At 47.6% G+C, this 17,480-nt stretch carries 10 protein-coding genes and 1 tRNA gene; 6 read left to right on the top strand and 5 right to left on the bottom strand.

Annotation, left to right across the window (positions count from 1 at the left end; translation table 11 throughout):
• Positions 1–82: 82 nt before the first annotated feature.
• Entirely contained in the window at positions 83–1,471 is a 1,389-nt protein-coding gene (gene lpdA, locus OQH67_RS00225; RefSeq protein ID WP_215435793.1) for a dihydrolipoyl dehydrogenase, read from the top strand.
• Between the two features lie 298 nt (positions 1,472–1,769).
• Here lpdA and OQH67_RS00220 read toward each other — a convergent pair whose 3' ends face one another.
• A complete protein-coding gene (locus tag OQH67_RS00220) occupies positions 1,770–2,627 on the bottom strand; it encodes a glycosyltransferase (RefSeq protein ID WP_215458954.1) in 858 nt (285 codons plus the stop codon).
• Between the two features lie 814 nt (positions 2,628–3,441).
• On the opposite strand from OQH67_RS00220, the gene OQH67_RS00215 reads away from it, so the two are divergent.
• From OQH67_RS00215 to OQH67_RS00195, 5 genes are all read left to right on the top strand, one after another.
• The gene (locus OQH67_RS00215) at positions 3,442–5,730 is read left to right on the top strand and encodes a PA14 domain-containing protein (RefSeq protein ID WP_215458955.1); all 2,289 of its coding nucleotides are present in this window, start codon (positions 3,442–3,444) and stop codon (positions 5,728–5,730) included.
• The gene (locus OQH67_RS00210) at positions 5,666–9,178 is read left to right on the top strand and encodes an RHS repeat domain-containing protein (protein ID WP_215458956.1); all 3,513 of its coding nucleotides are present in this window, start codon (positions 5,666–5,668) and stop codon (positions 9,176–9,178) included. The genes OQH67_RS00215 and OQH67_RS00210 overlap by 65 nt, the downstream gene beginning before the upstream one ends.
• On the top strand, positions 9,169–10,203 hold the full coding sequence (locus OQH67_RS00205) for a hypothetical protein (protein WP_215435789.1): 1,035 nt from the start codon (positions 9,169–9,171) through the stop codon (positions 10,201–10,203). The genes OQH67_RS00210 and OQH67_RS00205 overlap by 10 nt, the downstream gene beginning before the upstream one ends.
• Before the next feature lie 343 nt (positions 10,204–10,546).
• Entirely contained in the window at positions 10,547–10,834 is a 288-nt protein-coding gene (locus OQH67_RS00200; RefSeq protein ID WP_215435788.1) for a hypothetical protein, read from the top strand.
• 240 nt (positions 10,835–11,074) lie between these two features.
• Positions 11,075–11,710, top strand: a complete 636-nt coding sequence (locus OQH67_RS00195) for a hypothetical protein (RefSeq protein WP_215435787.1) — start codon at positions 11,075–11,077, stop codon at positions 11,708–11,710.
• Positions 11,711–12,574: 864 nt separating this feature from the next.
• Here OQH67_RS00195 and OQH67_RS00190 read toward each other — a convergent pair.
• The 4 genes from OQH67_RS00190 to proS form a co-directional block, all read right to left on the bottom strand.
• A complete protein-coding gene (locus OQH67_RS00190; protein WP_215435786.1) occupies positions 12,575–13,603 on the bottom strand; it encodes a hypothetical protein in 1,029 nt (342 codons plus the stop codon).
• A 924-nt stretch (positions 13,604–14,527) separates the two neighbouring features.
• Positions 14,528–15,067 (bottom strand): hypothetical protein, encoded by a 540-nt coding sequence (locus OQH67_RS00185; RefSeq protein ID WP_215435785.1) that lies wholly within the window; start codon positions 15,065–15,067, stop codon positions 14,528–14,530.
• A gap of 248 nt (positions 15,068–15,315) precedes the next feature.
• A tRNA-Gly gene (locus OQH67_RS00180) sits at positions 15,316–15,390 on the bottom strand.
• Between the two features lie 568 nt (positions 15,391–15,958).
• Positions 15,959–17,479: a proline--tRNA ligase gene (gene proS / locus OQH67_RS00175; protein WP_215435783.1), complete on the bottom strand. Its 1,521-nt coding sequence runs from the start codon at positions 17,477–17,479 to the stop codon at positions 15,959–15,961.
• Position 17,480: the final 1 nt, after the last annotated feature.

Here is a 17,480-nt window from a genome sequence, read left to right as displayed (position 1 = left end):
TTTGTCATTGAGTCGCCGTTCAGGCGCCCCATGTTCATATTCCTTCTTTACCCGCAAGGGGAGATGCCTTTATAGTACGTTCATGCAATATGATTTGATCGTCATTGGTGGCGGCCCCGCCGGATATGTGGGCGCCATTCGCGCCGCCCAAATGGGAAAAACCGTGGCGTGCGTGGAGCGCGACCGGGTGGGGGGAACCTGCCTGAACTGGGGCTGCATTCCCACCAAGGCGCTCTTGAAGAATGCGGAAGCGTACCTGACCGTGACGAGCCGGGCCAAGGAATTCGGCATGACGGTGGAAGGCGTGAGCGTGGACTGGAGCGAGGTCATCGGCCGTTCCCGCAAGGTCAGCGACCGCCTGGCCGGCGGCGTGGGGTTCCTTTTCAAGAAAAACAAGGTGGAATCCGTTACCGGGGAAGCCTCTATCACGGCCCCCGGCAAGGTGGAAGTGAAGGCCGCCGACGGCACGACACAAGTACTGGAAGGAAAGAACATCCTCATCAGTACCGGATGCGTGACCCGCTCCGTTCCCAGCCTTCCGCTGAACGGCACTACCATCATCGGCTCCCGGGAAGCCATGGTTCTGGAGAAACGGCCCGAAAGCATGATCATCATCGGTTCCGGGGCCATTGGCACGGAGTTTGCCTATATTTACAACTCGTTCGGCACGAAGGTGACGCTCATTGAAGCGCTGCCGCGCATCCTGCCCAATGAGGACGACGATTCCTGCCAGACGCTGGAGCGCGCCTTCAAGAAACAGGGCATCAAGACCATGACGGGCGTTTCCGTGGAGTCTGTCACGGAAACTTGCGACGGGAAGGTGAAGGCCCTCGTGAAAAACAGCAAGGGGCAGGAAGAGGAAATTACGGCGGACATTTGCCTGGTGGCTATCGGCGTGAAGCCGGTCGTTCCCGCCGCTTCCGGCCTGGAATTGACGGAAAAGGGATTCATCAAGGTCAACGACCGCTATGCCACGTCCATTCCCGGCGTTTATGCGGCGGGCGACGTGATTGGCGGTGTTCTGTTGGCCCATACGGCCACGTATGAAGCCGTGCAGGCGGTGGAAGGCATGTTCAATCCGGATTATCAGCCCAAACAGGTCGGCTTCTTCCCGAGCTGCACGTATTGTTATCCGCAGGTGGCTTCCGTCGGCAGCACGGAACGCGCCCTCAAGGAAGCGGGCGTGGAGTACAAGGTGGGGAAGTTCCCCTTCCAGGCCATTGGCAAGGCCGTGGCCGCCGGAGAGCCGGACGGCTTTGTGAAGACTTTGTACGGCGCCAAGAACGGCGAATTGCTGGGGGCGCACATTGTGGGGCCGGAAGCTACGGAACTGATTGCCACGCTCGGCGTGAGCCTTCAGGCGGAATTGACGGATGAAGATATTCACGCCACGATTTTCGCCCATCCGACCCTGTCCGAAGCCATTCATGAATCCATGCTGGCCTCGGAGGGAATCGCTATCCACATGTAAGAATCATGCGGAAGAGCCTTGGAACGGGGCTCTTCCCGGCAATCCGTACCCGGACGAACGGTATTGACGGGCGTTGGCGCGCGTCTTATCGGTTTTGGCCGCAGGAAGGGATAGGAGAGTTCCATGGAAAACATGCGCTTCCGTGGACCGGCATCGTTTCCTTTGAGCCTTTGGGCCGTGATCATGGGTACGGGGGCTTGCATGGATGAAGTCCCGGCGGCAGATTCCGCATTTGCTTGTTTTTATTGTTCCTGCATGATTTGCAGGGAAACGCCATGAGGCTCCCGATGGCGCGGAATCATTTGGGAGGGGGAATTTCCATATTCCGGTAGGTTTCCGTCAGGCGTTCGTATTCCTTGTTGGCCCAATCGCAGGAGGAGTGCGGGAGCTTGGTGTCCCCGTAGGCGTGGACGAGAGCGATGTCGCCCTTTTCCAGATTCATGAAGGGGAACCATTTTGTACTCATGTTGTACACGCTTGGCATGGTTTTACAGCAGGGTCTTTTGATATCCCTGGTCGCGTTGTTGAAAATCAGCCTGTTGAGGATATCCTGGTCGTGCTGGGGCGGCATGGTGGGGAAGGGGTAGGTTTCCAGGCTTTTTTCCCAGATTTGGTGTTTTACGAATGAACTTATATGGATGAGGGCTACGCCGGTGTTGTAGAAGCACGGGTGATCGATTCCAAGGGAACGGTTGTGGTCCAGCACCCATTCTGGGTATTTCCAGATTCCCGTGTCAATGACCATGGCCATGCATTCGTGATCGGCAAGCGGAGTTTCGTACAGCGCCTGCAGGGGTTTTCGGGCATACAGGTCCGTATCCAGCAGGAGCAGCCTGTCATCCGTCAAGAGATGGCTGATCGACTCTGTCCACGAGAGATCGAATTTATGATAAAAGTATTTTCTGGAATCGTTCCCGTCCAGGTCCTTCATTTTTTTCAGAAGGACCGATTGTTCATAGGGAATATTGAAGGGAACTCCATACACGGAAACGCGGGGGATTGTCAGGAAAAAGTCGCGCCATGTTTTTTCTTCCAGCTCCGTTTTCAGAAATACGTTGTAGCGGGTGGAGGAATCGTCACAGGAGACGATGCTCCAGAGGGCCACGGCGGCATGAAAGACATGATGGCAGTTGTTGGCGACGAAGTAGAGGTTCATATGGTTTTTCATCAGTTGGTCTTCAGAAAAATGCCGGAATTGTATTGAGACGGATTTCCGGCTTTTCCTTTCATTTTCTTTTCCGGAAGAGTTGATACTTCTTCCCTAATTTCCGGCATGAAAATGGTATCCGTTAAAAATGGACAAACTGTTCGGGAAGTCCAAAAGACACATGATTCAGGAAAATGATGATTACCTATAAAACCCCGGCAAAGTGCTTGCAAGAGAAAACAAGTCGTTTTTAAAGAATGGATTAAGCGTCTGGATTCTAGTGAGAAAGAGATGCCTCCGTTCATTGTGCAACTGTCCTGAGAGTTGGTATTTAGGAAGGAAAATAACGTTTTTAATGTGGATGATTTTTTGGAATTTTATTGTTTTCTGAACAAAGATATTTATGGTCAATAATAGTTTTTAAATATATTGAGTAGAATGGGGGTAATGTAATCTTCCATTTGGAGGAAGAAGTGGATTGACCTACTTGGTTTTCTGAGAGGAAGCTCCAGCGAAGGTTTGATCATGGGAAAGTGATGCTCAAAAGCCGACCTGCAGCGAAGTGTAGAGTGATGAATAAGCTTTTTACGGATGGTAGCTTCTCTTCGACCGACAACATAACGTATTCGGATGGGTGCGGATGGGAAGAGGAATAGCGATCTTTGAAAAGAAGCGGGAGTTTCTTGTTTATAAATATTTTTATAACGTTTCCGCAAAATATCAACCATTACTACCAGAACGTCCCATGGCAGCCGCCAGTCTTCCGGGCATTTTCCAGGACGGCTGCACCAATCATTAAAACTAAAAACTCAATCATCCAACCATGAACAACTCTATTACTTTACTTGAAGCGGAATTTCCCCTGGACGAATGGGAAGGCCAACTGAAAGGCGACCAGCCCCATTTGAATGTGGAAGCTCCCGCTCCCGAAAAAACCACCCTTTGGGACGGCTACATCAAAATTGAAACCACAGGCTCTTATGAAATCAAAATCGGCGCGGACGATTATGGTTATTTTACGCTGGGAGGCCAGACAGCCAGCCTTGCCAACCCGGGACAATACCGGGAATCCGATCCTGTCACCGTGGAACTGGAAGCGGGATGGCACCAGGCCTTCCTTTCCCACACCAACATCGACTACAAGCCGGAATCCGGCAACGTCTCGCGCTTCGACTCCTATCTGAACGGAGTCCAAGTGGAACTCTACGACATCGTGCCTGCAGAAAACAAGCCGGTGGTGTGCAAGAAGGGATGTGACGGCAAGGAAGTTTGTGAGGACCCGGACGCCCCCAGCGGGGGAACCAGCCCCAGTTCCTCTCCATCCTCCGCCCGTATGTCCTCCCGGCTGGCCCGCTCCACGGTGTCCGGCTCCTCCGCAGGAACGAACGTGGCGGCGGATGCCTCCCAGGAAAGCATGTACTGGCAGTGCAACTTTGGCCTGTTCCGGGGATTGCCCGGCGTACCCGGAGGCCAGATTGAAATCGTGGAGGAGGACTTTACAGAACGCCTCTGGTCCCCCTCCGCCCTGTTGTTCCGTCATGTGCTGCACAGCAAATTGCTCAAACCCACGGAAGGCTTGAGCAACAACTGCATGGTAGCTGTTCAGAAAGGTTCCCTGCTGGCCTATTACTTCATCACCCAGGGGGAAGAGGACAACGGTAGTGTGGGCAACATCGGCTACAACACGCGCCTGACCAACCGCGCCCGGATGCTGGGAGAAGATTTTACACCGGTCGTTTCCAATCCGGTTTACATTGAAGTGGCGGAAGCTAATGGAAGCAAGGTAGTCTATTCCGTGGAAACGGGAGATCCCGTGCGTTTTACGGCATCCAGCGGCCAGCAGCTCACGGAAGCGGATTTTCATGCTTTTATGGATGTGGTGTATGCGGAAGATGGTTCCCTGCGGCAGGTAAGTAATATTTCAGACGGCCTTGCCAGCGTGCAGGACGTGACGGAAGCGGGCTATACGCTGGCCCTGTACCTTCCTTCCCAGGTAGGAGCCAAGGATGAGACGACGGGGCTTTATGCCGTGACGGGAGAGCCGTTCAAGCGCTTTGTTTTTGCCCGCAATGAAGAAGGGGACAAGGCGAGCGTGACGGAAAGAACGCCCGGAAGGAATGATTTTGTCACAACCTGGTGGAAGAATGGAGAGGTATGGTGCCTGGGCAAGGGCACGGGAGACTCCGCTATTTATACGGTCAGGACCCGCACAGAGGCCTCCGAAAAGGAATGGAACCTGCTGACGGAAGTGCGGATGGGGGAAGAAGGAATGGCGGTTTCCAGCCTGATGGAGAGCTACAAATCCACCCCGCAAGGCAATCTGCTGATGAGCAGAACGGAAGGTTACGGTTCCGGCATGGCCCGCACGACTTCTTATGAATATTCCGCCAACGGGGTTCTGACGAAAGAAACGCGTCCGGACGGTTCCGAAGTCAAGTACGAACAGGATCGTCTGGGCCGCCAGACTCTCGTTTCCACACCGTATAAAGGCTTTGCGGAAAAGAGAGTGAAGACGACCTACTGCGAAGCGAAGTTCAACGATCACGATCCCGTAGAAATGACCACCATACTCCGGCAAAAGAACAAGGCGGACGTGCAGTTGATCCAGACGCTTTATACCTATACGGAAGAAAACGACGTCAGGCGCGTGGAAGAAAGGACGACCGCGCTTGGGGCTGAAGGAACGCGGCTGGAAGTGACGGAAACATGGCTGGCCTCCGCGCCCAATCCGTATGCCAGGGGACGCCTCAAGATGCGCCAGGGTATTGACGGCGTACAGAGGGTTTATTCCTATGAACATGCAATCCGGCATGGAGCGGCCTATACCGTGACGGAGGAAACGCAAATCGACGGAGCGCCCGTACCGGGGCAGAGCCATCGGATGGTGTCCTTCATCTCGGCGGAGGGCAACACGGTCAGGACGGAGGAATACATCCTGCTGACGGATGGAACCTGGTCGCTGCTGGACAGTGCCGACTACGAGTTCGACCTTCAACCGCTGGACCAGGAAGACGCGCGGCAATGGACGAATAACGGAACGGGAATTGATGTGCGACGGGCGTCCCCTATGGGAAAAAGACGAAGACGGCATCCTGACCAGCTACGGCTATGACAGCGCAAGACGGCTGGTGGAAATGATCCGCTCCGCGACGGAGACGACCCCTGAAACCATCATCTCCTATACGAGGGATGCCCTGGGGCGTGCGGTTGAGGAGAGAAAGGACATTGGAGCCATGAGTACTGTGCGCCGGACGGCCTATGACGTGCTGGGGCGCGTCAGCTCCGAGACGGATGAACTGGGAAGGATTACGGCCTACGCCTATAGCGACGACGGATTGGAAGTGACTGTTACCACGACAGCGGGAGCCACTATCGTTACCACATATAATACGGACGGTAGTATTCGGGAACAAAGCGGTACGGGACAAAGAAACCTTGTTTATGTTTCAGACCTTGTTTCTGATGGCATCCGTACTACGGAACTGCTCCCAGGCAGTGGAGGAGAACAACCATCGGTTGTCGTTTCCAAGAAAATCACAGACGGCTTTGGTAGTGTGATTAGAATCGGCACAGCCAACTGCTCCAATAGTTGCTACTATGAACGTTTCCTTTATAATACCAAGGGGCAACTCACCAGACGGGGAGTGGATAACATGGCCCCGACCTTGTACGAATACGATGCCTTTGGTAACGAGATCAAGGAAACGTGGAAGTTGGAAGCCACCCCTAACCTCTCCAACTCCCGCATCACGACTTATTCCTATGCGGTAGAACGAAAAGAAGATGGTGTTTACCGTATTACCCTCACTACAAAAAATAACGGAAAGGGAACCACATATCAGGAAAAGATAGAGAAATTAATTTCCCGTTTTTCTTCAGTACAGGAAAGTAAGATCCTTAGTACCGATGGGCGAGGTAATGTCATGACGGCATGGACGGAATACGGAACAGGAACGGAACGTCTACAGAAAAGCAGTGTCTCCACCTCAACCGTCATGGCAATAACAAAAACGGTGGACGGTTTTACCGTCTCTCAAACTGACTATGAGGGTATTACGACTTCTCAACAAAGAACTTACACAGTTACAGGTACCATCCATGTAAGTTCCGATTCTCGCGGTAATCAAACGATCTCTCATATGGATCTCGCAGGCCGGGTTATTTCTGTTACTGACGCAGCAGGAAATATCACAACAACAGCATACGATTCGCTTACAGGTAATCGCTCTATTGTTACCGATTCACAGGGAAATACTGCCTGTTATACCTACGATGTCCGAGGTCGCAAAACCGCCGAGTGGGGTACTGGTATACAACCGGCCCTTTTTACCTATGACGACGCTAATAGAATGACCAGTGTGACCACCTTTCGAGTGAAAGATGGAGTCATCGCCACTGATCCGACCGGCAGGACGGATGGAGACACAACCACTTGGGAATATCATGATGCTAGCGGGTTGGAACTCAAAAAGACCTATGCGGATGGAACGCATGAGGATCGAGAATACAATGCCCTGAATATGCTTGTCAAAAAGACGAACGCCCGTGGAATTGTGACCACTTACACATGGAATACCAACAAAGGCGTATGTTACCGCATCAAATATAGCGACGACACTCTTACGCAGGACTTCGTTTATAACAATGTTGCCAACCTGTACCGGATCACGGATGCATCAGGCACTCGTAATATCACTTACAATATCTATAATGAACAGGAAACCGATGCCATTGAAGTGAACGGTGACAAACATACTATTACAGAGAAAAGAGATTCTTTCGGACGTAGTAGCGGCTATATCCATGACAAAAGCGGCACTGTCCTTCAAACGATAGCCACCGATTATGATTCCACAGGACGTCTCTCCACAAGCTCTTTCCGCCACAGCGATGGAAGTGTCCAAGCCTTCACCTATGGTTATGTTCCAGGAACAAGGCTGCTACATTCCATTGCCCATCCCAATGGTATTACCGTCACTTATACCTATGATGAGAACCGGGATTTAATCACCGCTATCAACACAGTAAAAGACAACACAGACATTGTACTTAGAGGTTACACCTACAACGCACTGGGACAGCTCATTACTCGTACCCAAAATAGACAGGGAGAATCCCGCAACGACAACTTTGGGTACAATTCACGCGGTGAGTTGATCAGTGCCACGTTGGGGACTTCTCCCTATGACTATCAATATGAGTACGACAATATAGGTAATCGCATCTCATCTCAGGAGTATGGCAATCAACTCGACTATACAACTAACCCACTTAACCAATATACCAGCACTATTCCCCATATCGGTACCAACTCTATTTTCAATACTATTGATACCTTACCGGACGCGTTTGAAGCGAAGTATGACGAAACAGGCAATCAAACATTGATAAAAACGTCAACCGGCATTTGGTCGGTGGCGTATGACGCTAATAACCGTCCTATCAGCTTTATCAGTGAAAACGGTCAAACCATCATTACCTGTGGTTACGATTTCCTAGGTAGACGTTTTGAAAAAAAAGTCGTTCTCAATGGTTCAGTTATACTTCATCATCGTTACATTTACCGGGGTTACCTGCAAATTGCTGCACTGGACATGACCTTGCCTAACCGTACGCCTCTGCGGTTTATTCACTGGGACCCGGTGGAACAGCAGAACTCCCGCCCACTTTCCATATGTAAAGATAACACTTGGTACACTTATGCCCACGATTTGACCAAAAATGTCACGGAGTTATATACCTCAGACGGGGTACTTGCCGCTGCCTACGACTACACACCCTTTGGGACAGTGGATGCTACAGGGAGTACTGAACAACCAATTCAATGGAGCAGCGAATTCTATGATTTGGAATTAGGGCTTGTTTATTATAATTACCGACATTACAATCCAAACGATGGAAGATGGATTACACGTGATCCCAGTAATGAACAAGATGGATGGAATTTATATAGATTTATAAAAAACAATTGTTATACTTTCATCGATATTTTGGGTAAAAAGTTAGAAAAACTCGATCTATCTTCAGACCAAATTCCATTAGAATTTGTGAGAAATTTCCCTGACTATATAGGAGGAGAAACAAAGCTGGATGTTGAAGTTGGCATCAAAAAGGAGAAAGATGAAGACGACGAAGAAAAGAAAAAACCTGTTATATTCATTCGGAAACAAGAGCTGACAATACGTATCAATGCGAATTTGGGTACTGATCCCAACGCGGGAAAACATTCATTTACTATCAAAGGACATAAGCAAACAACAGAATGGCACGAACGTCATCATGCTGCTTTATACATTGAAGGATGGAATAACGGGATAAAGTACGTCAATGAACGTGAAAAAAGCGTATGTGAAAAATGCTATATTTATCAAGAAAGTATTATTGAAAATGAATTCAAATTAATGGTAAATAAATATCAATTGGAAAACAAAAGGTTTGATAAAGAATATAGTAATGAAGATACAGCTCCTATTATTCAAGCGTTACAAATGGAATTTATTTCATTAACAACACAGCTTGCCATTCTCGAAAACTTGAAAGAAAGTATGTCATGCGAATAACCTGTCTTATTTATTTATTTGTTATGGTATCATGCGGATATTCAGCCGATGATATAAAGATCATTAAATCTATTAGTCAATCGGTAGATGGTACATCAAATAATGTTGTTTACAAAAAAAATGACAATAATAATGCTTCATTCATGAATTGTCTCTTAACAAGAGAACGAACGATTAATGGAGGCCCTTATAGTTATTCTGTGCCGGGTACAGATATTGTATGGCCTTCTCCCATCCCTGAAAATGAACGTTTATTCTGGCGTCAGTCTATAGAAAAATATGCTCATTACCATTTGGAAGAGTTCCCATTAAAACGTAACAATGGAATGAGTGAAGATATTGGTGATTTGGCATGGAGAATCTTGCTTTTCTCAAAATACCCAGATATAGATTTACTTCTTTATTTGAAACAAGATGAAATGTCATTTCCAATCATTCTCTTATTACGCGAAGGAAAAATAAACGCTGTTGATTTCAGGAAACTGTCTTCTTCTCCTAAAGTATTACAGAGAAAATTCTTGTTTCAAATTGCTTCCTATGGAATAGATGATTTTAATTTATTGGTAAATAAATTAGAGGATTCTTTGGTTAAATTTTCTGTGTCAGAAAATATGTATAACAATATTTTGTCTACGTTTTATTTGGTAAATTTGTCGGCAAAAAAAGCTTCATATAAATTTAATGAATCCATGATTTTATATAAAACAGATATAAATCATGTTAGAGAAATGTCTGGAATGCCATCAAGAACCACGTTTAATAATGGAAGTAGTTTAGTAATTCAAAATAGAGAAAATATATCCGAGTATTTTATGTTGGAACTTTATAATAAAAACGAACTTCCCGGATTAGTTCAGAGTGTTGTATATGCAATGTATAATAGCTGTATAAATCCAAATGAAAATTCGTTTATTGTAAATTCGGATTTGCAGAAGATAAAATATAAAGTTTCTACTCTAATGATTGGATGTTTTATATCTAATTGGAATATTTCTTCATCTAAATTGAAGGAAAAAATGCTCTGAAAATTTTATTTATCAATTAACTTTTCATCGCAGTCCTTTTAAAATATCTTGGATGTTATCAAACAAGAAGTTTTAATAAAAGGAACTGCGATGGATTGTTTTCTGTTCCTAAAACCATCGACATCAGTTTGAGGCAACAGATAAAGTTGAGATTTTTTTTGAGGTATGAGACATCGATGGTAGACTCTCTTGGGAAATTGTTCCTATGGAGAGTCTTCTTTTTCATTCGGTTAAAAAATTGTAGAAAATAAGAAGTGAAGGTGTAAAGAATACATGATTGTTCTTTTCCTGATGGATTTTTCGGGAAAGGAGCAGTAGGTTGGGAATTGTTTCCTAGCCATTTATGAATACGCCTCTTCATTGCCTGTTGCTCCAGACGCCGGGAGAACTCCTGGAAGGTGAAAAAGACTTCCTCCGGCTGGGGTATGCCGTGGAAGCCTTTCCTTCCATGCAGGACGCCTCCTGCCTGGATGATGCGGAACCGGAAGAACTTCCGCTGCATGCCTATGCTCCCGGCTGGCGCCATGGCGACCTGCCGGAGGTCCGCTCCCGCCGTGCCTCTCTAGTACGGATGCTTGCCGATCCCCGCTGGCAGAAGGAAGATTTGGAGCAAGTGACGCCGTGCCGCTAGTGGAAGCTACTACTTTGCGCGACGCCCTGGAAAAGGAACTAAATGCTCATCCGGAGACGCATCTCCTGCGCTTCTTCCATTCCCTTTCAGCACAAAGTTCATTTTCCCGGATCACCGGAAGGTGGAACCTCTCTGCGCTTTTTCGTGTTCCAGTCCCACAGGAAATGTAGCAAGACCCCTGCAAGGTTAAATTCTAATAATTTAAGAAATTAATTATCCTTAACAATATTATATAGAACCATGAGGAAGATCATCATCGCATTTATTGTAATCATTGTACAAATATCTTGCTCACCTTCTTCTAAAAAAGAATATAATTTCCCAAAAAACTATGATAATTTATCATCATATTTAAATTGGAAGGATCAGGAAAATATGGAGATGGCTTTTTTGAGGCCGTTTGAATATAGAAAAAACACCTTCCTCATCATTATTCCCCAAGAGAATATTGTTCTCTTCGAAAGAAAATCAGATAGTAATCTTGAGAAAAGCGTTTTTGACGTATATGATATGCAATTACCAAGCAATCAAGAGGATAATGCTGAACTAGCATTTTGTCAGGGGAGGTACAGCAATTCGGATCAATTTAATTATTTTATGAATTGTTTTTCCAATGTACTCATTTTTAGAGAAACAATAGAAATAAGGGAAAATAATTTTGATATCCTTGAAAATATTATTCATGGTCTCTGCGTGGAAGATTTGAATATTATTGATGATTGGACCAAAATTCATATTGCGAAAAAATTAAGAAGCATCAGTATTAATGTTCAGGGAGCAATAACAATACAAACGACTACATTTCATTACGAATATATTGATAATAAAACACCAGCAAAAAAAATAGATGAATCCTACTATTTCAGATTAAATTAGGGAACGATCTATATAGTATTTATTTTTATAACAAGAGAAAGAGATTTGAATTAGAATTTCACGTCTCTTTTATTATGTTATAAGTTTCAGTATGAGGGGATTTTCTCTACCCGGAAATTATGGAAAGGCGGAAAAGAAGGAATCCTTCCCACGCAAAAGCTTTGCCGGGATTCGAAAAGGGAGATGACAGAGTGGATGATGGATTTGTGATAAATTATTATCCGATAGTTACATTGATCTGTCACTCTTCTCCAACAGCCGTATCGCAAAAAAGGCGACCACCCGGAGCCGCTCCTTTGAATGTGAAACGTATCAATATGGCGGAATTGAACCACAGAGAATTTTCTTCTCAGAGAATGGAAATCACAGTTTCCTTCACGATGTTTACGACGTCCATGCCGAAAGCCGCTCCCTCCAACAGGATGTCGATTTAATCATGCGGCCGGAGCTTGTGGAATTTGGCGTTTTCCCACATGCTGTACGCTTGGTCTTTGGAACGCCGCATCGGATAGACGCATGCATACTTCTTGGTGTTGGAGTGCCGATGTTGATTAAAGACAGGGAATCAGTGATCAGGAAGCAGACGCCGGGCTGCAGGCCAATGAAGCTGACCTGAAGGACCTGGAGGTCATAGTCGTTATTTACGATTTACGATTTTTCCCGGACATCATGCTGAACGCCTGCCGCCTTGTGATGGTCACGCACAGAGTGCTGCCGTTGAGGGTATGGCAAGCCTGCATGAATGTTTTGGCAAAGAGCAGCTTGTCGAGAGCTACTGGGGCGCAGGCCAGTCAGAGGCTGGAATAAATATCAATGAGGAACTGTTTAAGACATGGAAACGAGACTGCATCCCTTTTTATGTTTCTATGATTGCGTTTGCAATTTAAGAAGGGTTTTTAAATTGATGGACACATTCAGGGATATTGATTTGCCTGAGATGGCTTTTTCCAGATTTTTATTTCCAAAATATTGAGAGGATTTTATTCTGGCCCATTCCTGATGAAATTGCTGCATTGCTTTTTGATAAGCGGGCTTCCAGGTCTGAAGCATATATTCGGAGTCTTTTTCAGACTGGGGACTCCTGTTGAGCAGGGAAATTTGAAAACGAAGGGAATTAAATAATGAGACAAGGCTCTCCTCATTCACTTCCGCCGTGTTCCGATCCGTGATCCTGGCGGCGGCTGCACTTAAACGGGGAAGAATTTCCAGAATGCCATCCATGATTTTGCGGGGGCTGGGATGCGCACAGAGCGCTTCCATGAGTTGCGCCTCCTTGCTCCCTTTCTGTGCACCTTCCCGGAAGAATAGCCTCGCCGCATTCATGTCTTTTTTACGGTACATCGCAAAAAAAGCCTGGAGCAAATAGGGATATCCCTTATTCTTCTCAAAAGCATTGATGCAGTCCTGATCGGAAAGATAGGATTGATGCTTGTCCAGATAGCCCTCAAGGATGGAGCGCTTTGTTTCCAGCATAAGTTCAAATTCAATTTCCAACAGATTTCTTTTTTGCAGGTCACGCAACAGGTTTAATGTATCCTTGAGCTGCTGGTTAACTGTTACCAGGGCGGCATGCAACTCTTTTGCTTCATCTTCCGTTGCCTCGTACTTTGCGGGGTTGCTCCGAATGCTGTCCGCTAGAATAACATTGTTCAGTACAGCACGTTCCCAAAGAAAGGAAATTGTCTCTTCCTTGTTTTGTCCGGTTTCCGGCGTTGTAATGGAATCGAGAATGTCTTTTAATTGTTTACAATCTTGCAAGATATTATGGACCAGCAAGACGCCGTATTTGAATGAAGAAAGGTCCGTTCCAAGGTCGTTTTGCCGAGGAGCGGGTGATTTTTTCTGCCCAGATTCCGCAGCCTCCCGGGTGAAGGAACCTTGGGCTCCACTCATCCATAGGATGCATGTCAATACCAATAATTTTGAGAGATACATATAATGAATGTTATAAAATAAAACAAGATGTTTAGAAGGAGTAATTTATTTGGGTGGGGCTGATGTAGCTGGCTCAAATTTTCTCCCTTGCATGCTGGTACTCCCGGAGGATAATCACATGGTACATTGTATATTAACACGGCCTATTTTCACATCCAGTAATTTCAATCCTGCTTTAACCGAGAAATCTTGCTGATCTGGAAGGCCCAACTTGCTGTGGAATTTATCTTGTGGGAGAGAAGCAACACGTCCTTTTTTAGCCGGCTCATTTGTCTCCATTGTTGTGAAGGGGGAATTGATCAGAAATGGAAGGATTTATGATGAATATGGATGGTAATTGTTGTAAAAGGCTGGCGGTAACGCTGTTTTATGGGGCGAAAGCTCTGTCCGCGAATGCGTCTGTACCCAAGTCGGCGCAAGGATGTCTGGTTGCAGCCAAGAAGAAGTAGAAACCAAGAGAATGGCCCGTACGATGGCAGGATTGTTGCTGCTGGGGGCCTCCAGGGATGGAAATGTAGCCCGAACAGGTTATATAATACGGTGGTTTTTCACGTGTGGGGAAGCGCCGGATGGGGATTATACGATGGCAAGGTGTGTAAGACGTATCTGGATGGAGGGCGATTCATTAAACGAATCGGACGTGAGAGCATTTATCAGGTAATTATCTGATAAAATAGTGTTGCCACTATTTTCCGGCATTGCGTCGTTCTTCCTCCTGGTCAAGGAAAGGGTGCAGGAGATTTCTTGGGGGTAAAACAACGTAACCCAATAACACGATTTCCCATATTTCCCTTCTTGAAGCATGGGAAATCGTTCTGCGGGGGCTTCCCCCCGATTTAGCAATCGGAAGGGCTGTTCCAGCCTCGGGCAGTTCTTTTCCGTTTATTGTTTTTCTGAAGATTTTTTCAACATGAATGAGATGTTTCCACCTATACTTTCTTCCTCAAAAACATAAGCATTGCCTGCATCAGATGTCTTAAAATAAAGGAATAAATAGGGTTCAATCGCTTTAGGAACACCATTTTCTATCATTACGGATTTGATAACCAATCTGTCCTTTCCTATTTTTTCACAAATATAACTTTCTGAATCTTGCCCCCTTGTCCATTGGCCTTTGGAAAATACGATCGTGGCATTGTAGGAGGAATCGGAAGTATGTGATACACGTTCTTTATATTTTTCGTAGTAGTCTCCAATTCCTCCATTTCTGACGATTGCACCATTATCAAGAGCTTGAGTATAAAAGCTGATATGGACGTATTTTAACTCTTTACTCGTCATGGTCAGCGTATACCCGTCAAGAGAATCGGGAATCGTGATGGCCTGGTCGCTAGAAGGAGAAATGCTTTTTTCTTCCGCCGACATGGAAGGATGAGCGGAGAGCAGAAAAGCACATGCGCTTATTGGCAATAATATATTCATGGTGAAGTAACGCTAATAACCAGAATCATCTTCACCATATCAGTGATGGAATAGTAGTCAATACGTTTATAAGTGATTATTGCTTATTCAGTGAATGATGGGCATAGCGTGATCTATTGGCTTACGGAATGTGTCACCAATCAAAGCAGAACTCAGAGGTTCAGCTCTGCCTATTTTGGCTCATCGTCAAAATCAGTAGATGACCACACAAAAAACTGCCCGGAAGGAGCAAGTTGAAAAAGAAAAAATGGAGCGGATGATGGGATTCGAACCCACGACATCAACCTTGGCAAGGTTGCGCTCTACCCCTGAGCTACATCCGCTTTGGATGACCGGTTGCCTTGCGGCGTCCGTGTGGCAAAAAATATATATGGGGATTCGAATTTGGCAAGATTTTTTTAGAGAAAAGTCCGTCTTTTTCCCAGGAAGCTGTCTGAAAATTACCGTTTGCCGTGTGGCGGATGGAAGTCTCCATATTTATCAGAGGCATCTTGAAGGAAGAGGGAGGGAAGTTTGCTTGTCCAGACTATTCCTATTTCACGGAGAACCCTGTCAGCAAAGTGTTTGTCGCGTCCAGATTGTCCCCGGTTTTCAGGTGGACATGAACGAATAGGTGATTCCGCCTGGCTGTTATCACGCAATACACTCATTCCAAGGATGGTGGAGATTGGCATTCAGGAAGGTAAACCAGAGGTCTATGATTTTATCCTTTATGAGGGATTAAAAGATAGAGAGGTCTGGTGCCCGATATCCGATATGAATTGTTTTTCTGAACAAAGTGTCGGAGGGGCTGGAAGAATCTCCGCAGCATGAAAAACGGGACTGTTCCGGAAAGGCTCGTTTACCTTGCCGCGGAACAGTCCCGTGAAAGCGGATGGTTTTATGAGAGGGTCAGTAGCTTCTGGCCCAAAGGACGCGGCGTTCCGTCAGGCGGCCCGTGAGGATGCACGGGGCGGGGTCTCCGTGTCCCAGTTCTCCCAGAGGAATGCAGCGGATGGAGATGCGCAGGCGTTTGGCGAGTTCTTCCTCCTCTTCCGGAGAGCCGTCCCACGGCACTTGCAGCCAGTCGGCGTCTCCTTCTCCGGAGAAGTTTTCTTCCAGTTCCCGGAGTGTGGAGGCGGGGCGGATGTGAGCGTCCCGGAAGGCAACAGCCTTGTTGAGCAGGGTGTCCTGAATGTTCTGGAGAATATCCGTGATGGTGTCCGCCAATTCCGTTTCAGGGAGGAAGGTTTTTTCGTTGGGGGCCTGGTCGCGCCGCTGGAAGCAGACGGAGCCTTTTTCCAGGTCGCGGGGGCCTATTTCCAAGCGAACGGGCACGCCTTTCTTGATCCATTCCCATTTTTTGGCGCCGCCGCCCAGGTCGCGCCTGTCCACCAGCACGCGGAGGGGCTGGCCGTGGAAGGTTTTGGCGCGGAGGGTGCGGGCCAGTTCCTCGCAGTGGTCCAGAACTGCCTGGCGCGTGTCTTCCTTGGGCGTAACGGGAATGATGACTACCTGCTGAGGGGCTACGCAGGGCGGGCATACCAGGCCGTCGTCGTCGGAGTGCATCATGATCAGGGCGCCGATCATGCGGGTGGAGACGCCCCAGGAGCTGGTCCACGCGAATTGCTGGGTGTTGTCCCGTCCGGCAAAACAGATGTTCTGCGATTTGGAGAAGTTCTGGCCCAGGAAGTGGGAGGTGCCCGCCTGGATGGCCTTCCGGTCCTGCACCATGGCTTCTACAGTGTAGGTCTGTTCCGCTCCGGGAAAGCGTTCCGCTTCCGTTTTTTCTCCAGGGATGGTGGGGATGGCGAGCACGTCGCGCTGGAATTCCTCATACACCTTGTGCATGGTGAGGGTTTCTTCAATGGCTTCCTCCCGCGTTTCATGGGCGGTGTGGCCTTCCTGCCACAGAAATTCCGCAGTACGCAGGAAGATGCGGGGCCTCATTTCCCAGCGCATGACGTTGCACCACTGGTTGATTTTGAGGGGGAGGTCGCGGTAGCTGGACGTCCAGCGCGCGAAGGCTGCGCCGATAACGGTTTCCGACGTGGGGCGGATGACGAAGGGTTCCGTGAGCTCCCCGGTAGGGATCATGTGTGTTTTTCCGGTGGCTTCATCCTTTTGGGCTTCCAGCCTGTGGTGGGTAACTACGGCGCATTCCGTTGCAAAGCCTTCAGCATGCTCGGCTTCCTTTTCCAGGTAGGAGATGGGGATGAGCAGGGGGAAGTAGGCATTGGTGTGGCCGGTGTCCTTGAAGCGCTGGTCCAGGTCCTTCTGGATGAGTTCCCAGATGGCGTAGCCCCACGGCTTGATGACCATGCAGCCGCGCACTTCGGAGTTTTCCGCCATGTCGGCTCCCTTGATGACTTGCTGGTACCACTCGGGGAAGTCCTGGGCGCGGGTGGGGGTGATTGCGGTTTGTTGAGACATA

Origin of the sequence: Akkermansia biwaensis, from assembly GCF_026072915.1 — a bacterium.
GTDB classification, from domain to species: domain Bacteria; phylum Verrucomicrobiota; class Verrucomicrobiia; order Verrucomicrobiales; family Akkermansiaceae; genus Akkermansia; species Akkermansia biwaensis.
The sequence above is the reverse complement of the archived record's forward strand: the minus strand, read 5'-3'. Positions and strand labels throughout refer to the sequence as shown.

What these genes read in the sequence shown, in the direction of transcription:
- OQH67_RS00215 (WP_215458955.1), top strand. Translation starts at nt 3,442, where the DNA reads ATGAACAACTCTATTACTTTACTTGAAGCGGAATTTCCCCTGGACGAA.
- lpdA (WP_215435793.1), top strand. Translation starts at nt 83, where the DNA reads ATGCAATATGATTTGATCGTCATTGGTGGCGGCCCCGCCGGATATGTG.
- OQH67_RS00200 (WP_215435788.1), top strand. Translation starts at nt 10,547, where the DNA reads ATGAATACGCCTCTTCATTGCCTGTTGCTCCAGACGCCGGGAGAACTC.
- OQH67_RS00190 (WP_215435786.1), bottom strand. Translation starts at nt 13,603, where the DNA reads ATGAGTGGAGCCCAAGGTTCCTTCACCCGGGAGGCTGCGGAATCTGGG.
- proS (WP_215435783.1), bottom strand. Translation starts at nt 17,479, where the DNA reads ATGTCTCAACAAACCGCAATCACCCCCACCCGCGCCCAGGACTTCCCC.
- OQH67_RS00195 (WP_215435787.1), top strand. Translation starts at nt 11,075, where the DNA reads ATGAGGAAGATCATCATCGCATTTATTGTAATCATTGTACAAATATCT.
- OQH67_RS00220 (WP_215458954.1), bottom strand. Translation starts at nt 2,627, where the DNA reads ATGAACCTCTACTTCGTCGCCAACAACTGCCATCATGTCTTTCATGCC.
- OQH67_RS00185 (WP_215435785.1), bottom strand. Translation starts at nt 15,067, where the DNA reads ATGAATATATTATTGCCAATAAGCGCATGTGCTTTTCTGCTCTCCGCT.
- OQH67_RS00205 (WP_215435789.1), top strand. Translation starts at nt 9,169, where the DNA reads ATGCGAATAACCTGTCTTATTTATTTATTTGTTATGGTATCATGCGGA.
- OQH67_RS00210 (WP_215458956.1), top strand. Translation starts at nt 5,666, where the DNA reads ATGTGCGACGGGCGTCCCCTATGGGAAAAAGACGAAGACGGCATCCTG.